The following is a 6,252-nucleotide window of genomic DNA, read 5'->3' as shown; positions in this document are numbered from 1 at the left end:
CTGACGGGTACGACGACGAGTGTGATCTCGGGTCGGGTGGCGTACACCCTCGGTTTCGAGGGTCCCGCCGTGACCGTCGACACCGCCTGCTCCTCGTCCCTGGTCGCCGTCCACCTCGCCTCCCAGGCCCTCCGCTCGGGCGACTGCTCGCTGGCACTCGTCGGCGGGGTCACCCTCATGTCCGGTCCCTTCCTGCTCCAGGAGTTCAGCCGCCAGCGCGGTCTGGCGGCGGACGGTCGTTGCAAGTCCTACGCGGCTTCGGCGGACGGCACCGGCTTCTCCGACGGCCTCGGGCTCCTCGTGGTCGAGCGGCTGTCGGACGCGCGGCGCAAGGGCCACCGGGTGCTGGCGGTGATCCGGGGTTCCGCGATCAACCAGGACGGTGCGAGCAACGGCCTCACCGCCCCGAACGGACCCTCTCAGGAACGGGTCATCCGCCAGGCACTCGCCAACGCGGGCCTGTCGGCCGCCGACGTGGACGCCGTCGAGGGCCACGGCACCGGCACCCGGCTCGGCGACCCCATCGAGGCGCAGGCCCTCCTCGCCACCTACGGCCAGGACCGGGCCGGGAACGGCCCCCTGCGCCTCGGCTCCATCAAGTCCAACATCGGACACACCTCGGCCGCCGCCGGCGTGGCCGGTGTCATCAAGATGGTGATGGCGATGCGGCACGGAGTGCTGCCGCGAACCCTCAACGTCGACGAACCCTCCCCGCACATCGACTGGACCGCCGGTGAGGTGGAGCTGCTGACCGAGGCCGCCGAGTGGTCCGCGACGGATGACCGTCCGCGCCGCGCCGGTGTCTCCTCCTTCGGCGTCAGCGGCACCAACGCCCACGTCATCGTCGAAGAGCCCCCGGCGGAGCCGGCCCCCGCCGCCGCCCCCGCCACGGCGGACCTGCCGCCAGTGCTGCCGGTGGTCCTGTCGGCGAAGACCCCGGCCGCGCTCGTCGGCCAGGCCGAACGCCTGCGGACCCACCTGCTGGCCCATCCCGAACTCGACCTCGGTGACCTGGCCTTCTCGGCCGTCGCCTCCCGGGCGCGGTTCGACCGGCGGGCCGCCGTGGCCGCCGCGGACCGCGACGCGCTGCTCGCCGGACTGACCGCGCTCGTCGAGGGCGAGACGGAATCCGGTGCCGTGGTCCCCGGCCGGACGGGTTTCCTGTTCACGGGCCAGGGAGCGCAGCGCCCGGGGATGGGCGCCGGACTCGTCGCCGCCTACCCGGCGTTCGCCGCCGCTCTCGACGAGGTGTGCGCCGCCGTCGATCCGCTTCTCGGGCGGTCGTTGAAGGAGTTGCTGTTCGCGGCCGAGGGTTCGGCGGAGGCCGGGCTGCTGGACCGTACGGAGTACACGCAGGCCGCGCTGTTCGCCGTCGAGGTGGCCCTGTACCGCCTCGTGGAGTCCCTGGGCGTCACCGCCGACGTGCTCGTCGGCCACTCCGTGGGCGAACTGGCCTGCGCGCACGTGGCCGGAGTGCTCTCCCTGGAGGACGCGGCGCGGCTGGTCGTGGCGCGCGGCCGGCTGATGGGCGCGCTGCCCGAGGGCGGCGGCATGGCCGCCGTACAGGCCACCGAGGACGAAGTCCTGCCCACACTGCCGGAGTTCGCCGGTCGGCTGGCGATCGCCGCGATCAACGGGCCGCGCTCCGTGGTCGTGTCGGGCGAACTCGCCGCGCTCGACGCGTGGCTGCCCCAGTGGCAGGACCGCAAGACCACCCGGCTCCGGGTCAGCCACGCCTTCCACTCCCCGCTGATGGAACCGATGCTCGCCGAGTTCCGCACCGTCGCCGAGCGGTTGACCTTCCACGAGCCGCGCATCCCCGTGGTCTCGAACCTGACCGGCGGCCTCGTCGCCACCGAACTCACCGACCCCTCCTACTGGGTGGACCACGTCCGCGAGGCCGTCCGCTTCGCCGACGGCATCCGCACCCTCGCCGCCGAGGGCGTCACCCGCTTCGTCGAGATCGGCCCCGACGCCGTCCTCACCGCCATGGCCCGGCAGGTCCTCGACGAGGACACCACCGAGGCCGTGTTCCTGCCGGCGCTGCGCGCCCGTACCCCCGAGGCCGAAGCCTTCGCCGGCTTCCTCGGGCAGGCCCACGTGGCCGGGATCGCCGTCGACTGGGACGCCTTCTACACGGGCACCGCCGTCCGCCGGATCGACCTGCCCACCTACGCCTTCCAGCGCGAGCGGTACTGGCTGGCGCCGGCCCGCCCCGCCGACCCGGGCGCGGCCGGTCTCGGCCGGATCGACCACCCGGTGCTCAGCGCCGCCGTCGAGGTCGGGGACCGGGACGAGTGGGTGTTCACCGGGCGGCTGTCCCGGGACTCCGCCCCCTGGGTCACCGACCACCAGGTCCTGGGCATGGTCGTCGTGCCGGGCACCGCCCTCGTGGAGCTGGCCATGGCGGCCGGACGGCGGACCGGGGTCCCCGTCCTGGAGGAACTGGTCCTCGCGGCCCCGCTCGTCCTGGACGGCGGCGCCGCCGTCCGCGTGCAGGTCACCGTGGGCGCCCCGGACGGGGAGGGACGGCGCGAGGTCGCGGTGTTCTCCCGACCCGACGGGCACCCGGAAGCCGAGGCGGACGCCGACGCGGAGGACGCCGGACCGGCCCTGTGCCACGCCCGTGGCGCGCTCACCGGCACGGGGGAAGCCGTCCCGGCCTGGCCCGCGCAGTGGCCCCCGGCCGGGGCCCGACGCCTGGCCACCGACGTGCTGTACGCGCGGCTCGCGGACCTCGGCTACGCCTACGGCCCCGCGTTCCGGGGCGTACGGGCCGCCTGGCAGCAGGACGACACCGTCTACGCCGAACTCGCCCTGGATGAGGAGCACGCCGAGACCGGTCGGGCCTTCGGGATCCACCCGGCGCTGTTCGACGCGGCCCTCCACGGCGGCCTGGAAGGACTGGCGGACGGCGACGACTCCGTGACCCGACTGCCGTTCTCCTGGGCCGGGGTCCACCTGGAGCAGCCCGGCCGCGACCGGGCGCGGGTCCGCATCGCGCCGGCGGGCGAATCCGGACTCCGGATCGACCTGGCCGACGAGCAGGGCCGGACCGTCGGCGGCGTCGAACGGCTCGTGTTCCGGCCCGCCGAACGCACCAGCTTCGCCGGCGGCCGACCCGCCCCGGCCTCCAACGCGCTCTTCCGGACCGACTGGACCGCCCTGGAGGACGGCCCGACCCGGACCGGTACCACCGGCGTCGCGGTCCTCGGCGGCCTCCCGGTGCCCGGCGCGGCCGGCTACCCCGACCTCGACGCGCTGGAGGCGGCCGTGGCCGCGGGAGCCCCGGCCCCCGACACCGTGGTCGCTCGGATCCTGCCCGCGGACCCGGCGGAGGGTGCCGAGCCCGCCGGCGAGGGCGCGGCCGCCCGGGCCACCGCCGGCACCGCACTGGCCCTGGTGCAGCGGTGGTTGACGGCCCGCGGCCTCGACGAGGCCCGACTGCTGATCGTCACCCGCTCCGGGGTGTCCGTCCGCGACGACGTGCCCGACCTGGCCCTCGCCCCCGTATGGGGCCTGCTCCGCTGCGCCCAGTCCGAGCACCCCGGCCGCTTCGTCCTCGTGGACGTGGACGGCGCCGTCGACGCGGACCCGGCGGCCGGTGCCGAGGCCCCGGGTGCCCTGCCCTGGGAGGCGGTGCTCGGCACCGACGAACCCGAGCTCGCGGTGCGCGACGGACAGGTCCTGGTACCGCGACTGGTGCGCGCCGGACAGGCTCCGGTGCCGCCCGGGGTGCCGTGGCGGCTGTCCGTGGCACGCAAGGGCTCCCTGGACGGGCTGGCCCTGGTGCCCTCCGACGCGGGCCGTGACCTCGCCCCCGGCGAGGTGCGGATCGCGGTCCGGGCGGCCGGGCTCAACTTCCGGGACGTGCTCCTCGCCCTGGGCACGTACCCGGGAGAGGCGCCCCTCGGCAGCGAGGCCGCCGGCGTGGTCGTGGAAGCGGGGCCCGGGGTGACCGGGCTGCGGCCCGGCGACCGGGTCATGGGACTGGTCCCCGACGGCTTCGGGACCCTCGCGGTCACCGACGCCCGGATGGTCGTCCCGGTGCCCGAGGGCTGGTCGTACACCGAGGCGGCCGCCGTGCCGCTGGTGTTCCTGACCGCCTACCACGGGCTGGTGGACCTGGCCGGGCTCCAGCGCGGGGAACGGATCCTCGTGCACGCCGCCGCCGGCGGGGTCGGCATGGCCGCCGTGCAGCTGGCGCGGCACTTCGGGGCCGAGGTCCTCGCCACGGCCAGCGAACGCAAGCGGGAGGCCGTCCGGGCCCTCGGGGTCACCCCGAACCGGATCGCCTCCTCCCGCGACCTGTCCTTCCGCGAGGAGTTCCTGGAGGTGACGGGCGGCGCCGGCGTGGACGTGGTGCTGAACGCCCTCGCCGGGGATTTCATCGACGCCTCCCTGGACCTGCTGCCCCGCGGCGGCCGGTTCCTGGAGATGGGCAAGGCCGACCTCCGCGACCCGGAGGCGGTGGCCGCGGCCCGGGACGGGGTCCGCTACCTGGCCTACGACCTCTTCGAGGCCGGCCCGGACCGGATCCAGGAGATGCTGACCGAGGTCGTCGCCCTCTTCGAGAAGGGCGTACTGGAACACGCCCCGATCCGCACCTGGGACGTACGCCGCGGCCCGGTCGCCTTCCAGCACCTGCGGGAGGGACTCAACACCGGCAAGGTGGTGCTGACCGTCCCGCCGCCCCTCGACCCCGAGGGGACCGTCCTGATCACCGGCGGCACCGGTGGTCTCGGCGCGGTCTTCGCCCGCCACCTGGTCGCCGAACACGGTGCCCGGAACCTGCTGCTGGTCAGCCGCCGCGGCCCCGCCGCCGACGGCGCCCAGGAGCTGTGCGCCGAACTCGCCGAGTCCGGCGCCCAGGTGCGGGTCGCCGCCTGTGACGTCTCCGACCGCGAGCAACTCGCGGCCCTGATAGGCTCGTTGGAGAGGCCGCTGACCGCGGTCCTGCACACGGCCGGTGTCCTGGACGACGGTGTCGTCGCCTCGCTGACCCCGGCCCAGATCGACCAGGTCATGCGTCCCAAGCTGGACGCGGCCCTCAACCTCCACGAACTGACCGCTGACACCGACCTGTCGGCGTTCGTCCTCTTCTCCTCCGTGGCCACCCTGATCGGCAGCCCCGGTCAGGCCAACTACGCCGCGGCCAACGCCGCCCTCGACGCCCTCGCGGTGCGCCGCCGGGCGGCGGGCCTGGCCGGCACCTCGCTGGCCTGGGGCCTGTGGGCGGAAGCCCGCAGCATGGCCGGGACCCTCGACGCGGGCAGCACCGCCCGGTGGGCCCGTATGGGCGTGGAACCCCTGTCCAACTCCCTCGGCACCGCGCTCTTCGACACCGCCGAACTGCTGGACACGGCACTGCCGGTGCCCGTCCGCCTGGACTCCGGGGCCATCGGCGAGCAGGCCCGCCAGGGCACGCTGCCCGCCCTCCTCCGCGGACTGGTCCGCGGCCCCGTCGGCGGGGCCCCCGCCGACGGGGGCGGCTCCTGGGAGGAGCGGATCGCGGCCGTCCCCGAAGGGGACCGCGAACAGGCCGTGCGGGAACTGGTCCGCACCCACGTGGCGGCGGTCCTCGGACACTCCTCCGCGGCGGGCGTCGACACCGGCAACCCGTTCAAGCAACTGGGCCTCGACTCGCTGGCCGCGGTGGAACTCCGCAACCGGCTCACCAAGGCCACCGGCCTGCGCCTGCCCACCACGCTGGTCTTCGACCACCCGACACCGGAAGCCGTGGTCAGGCTCCTCCACGAGCGGGTCAGCGGCCCCGGGGAGAGCGCCCCGGCGCCCCTGGAGGAAGCCCTCGGGCGACTGGAGGCCCTGCTCGCCGCGGGGAGCGAGGAGGAACTGCTCGGACACGAGCTGCGCCTGCGCTCCCTCGGCAACCGTCTGCGCGGCGTCCTCGGGGGAATGGACGGCGCCCGCGACGAAGCCCTCTCCGAGGGACTGGACGACTTCGACGAAGTCTCCGACGACGACATATTCGACATGATCGACAGAGAGATCGGACAGGCATGAGCAACCAGGCCGCAGGGGAAGAAGCACGAGGCGGCGCGGTTGACGAGCAGAAACTGCGCCTGTACCTGAGGAAGGTCACGGGGGAGCTCCGCACCGCCAACCGACGCATCCGCGACCTGGAACAGCGCGAGGTCGAGCCGTTGGCGATCGTGGGGATGGCGTGTCGGTATCCGGGTGGTGTGGCGGGTCCGCAGGATTTGTGGGATCTGGTGGCGTCGGGTCGGGATG

At 74.8% G+C, this 6,252-nt stretch carries 2 protein-coding genes; both read left to right on the top strand.

What is annotated here, in order from left to right; translation table 11 throughout:
- A partial coding sequence (locus ABTZ17_RS35815) for a type I polyketide synthase (RefSeq protein WP_502994982.1) occupies window positions 1-6,024 on the top strand: 6,024 nt, incomplete at its 5' end.
- On the top strand, window positions 6,021-6,252 hold a 232-nt coding region (locus tag ABTZ17_RS35810), incomplete at its 3' end, for a polyketide synthase docking domain-containing protein (protein ID WP_352199996.1). The genes ABTZ17_RS35815 and ABTZ17_RS35810, both read left to right, overlap by 4 nt.

This window comes from Streptomyces sp. NPDC097619 (assembly GCF_040302735.1).
In the GTDB taxonomy this organism is placed as follows: Bacteria; Actinomycetota; Actinomycetes; order Streptomycetales; family Streptomycetaceae; genus Streptomyces.
Note: the sequence above shows the minus strand (reverse complement) of the source record. Positions and strands in the feature narration are given on the sequence as shown.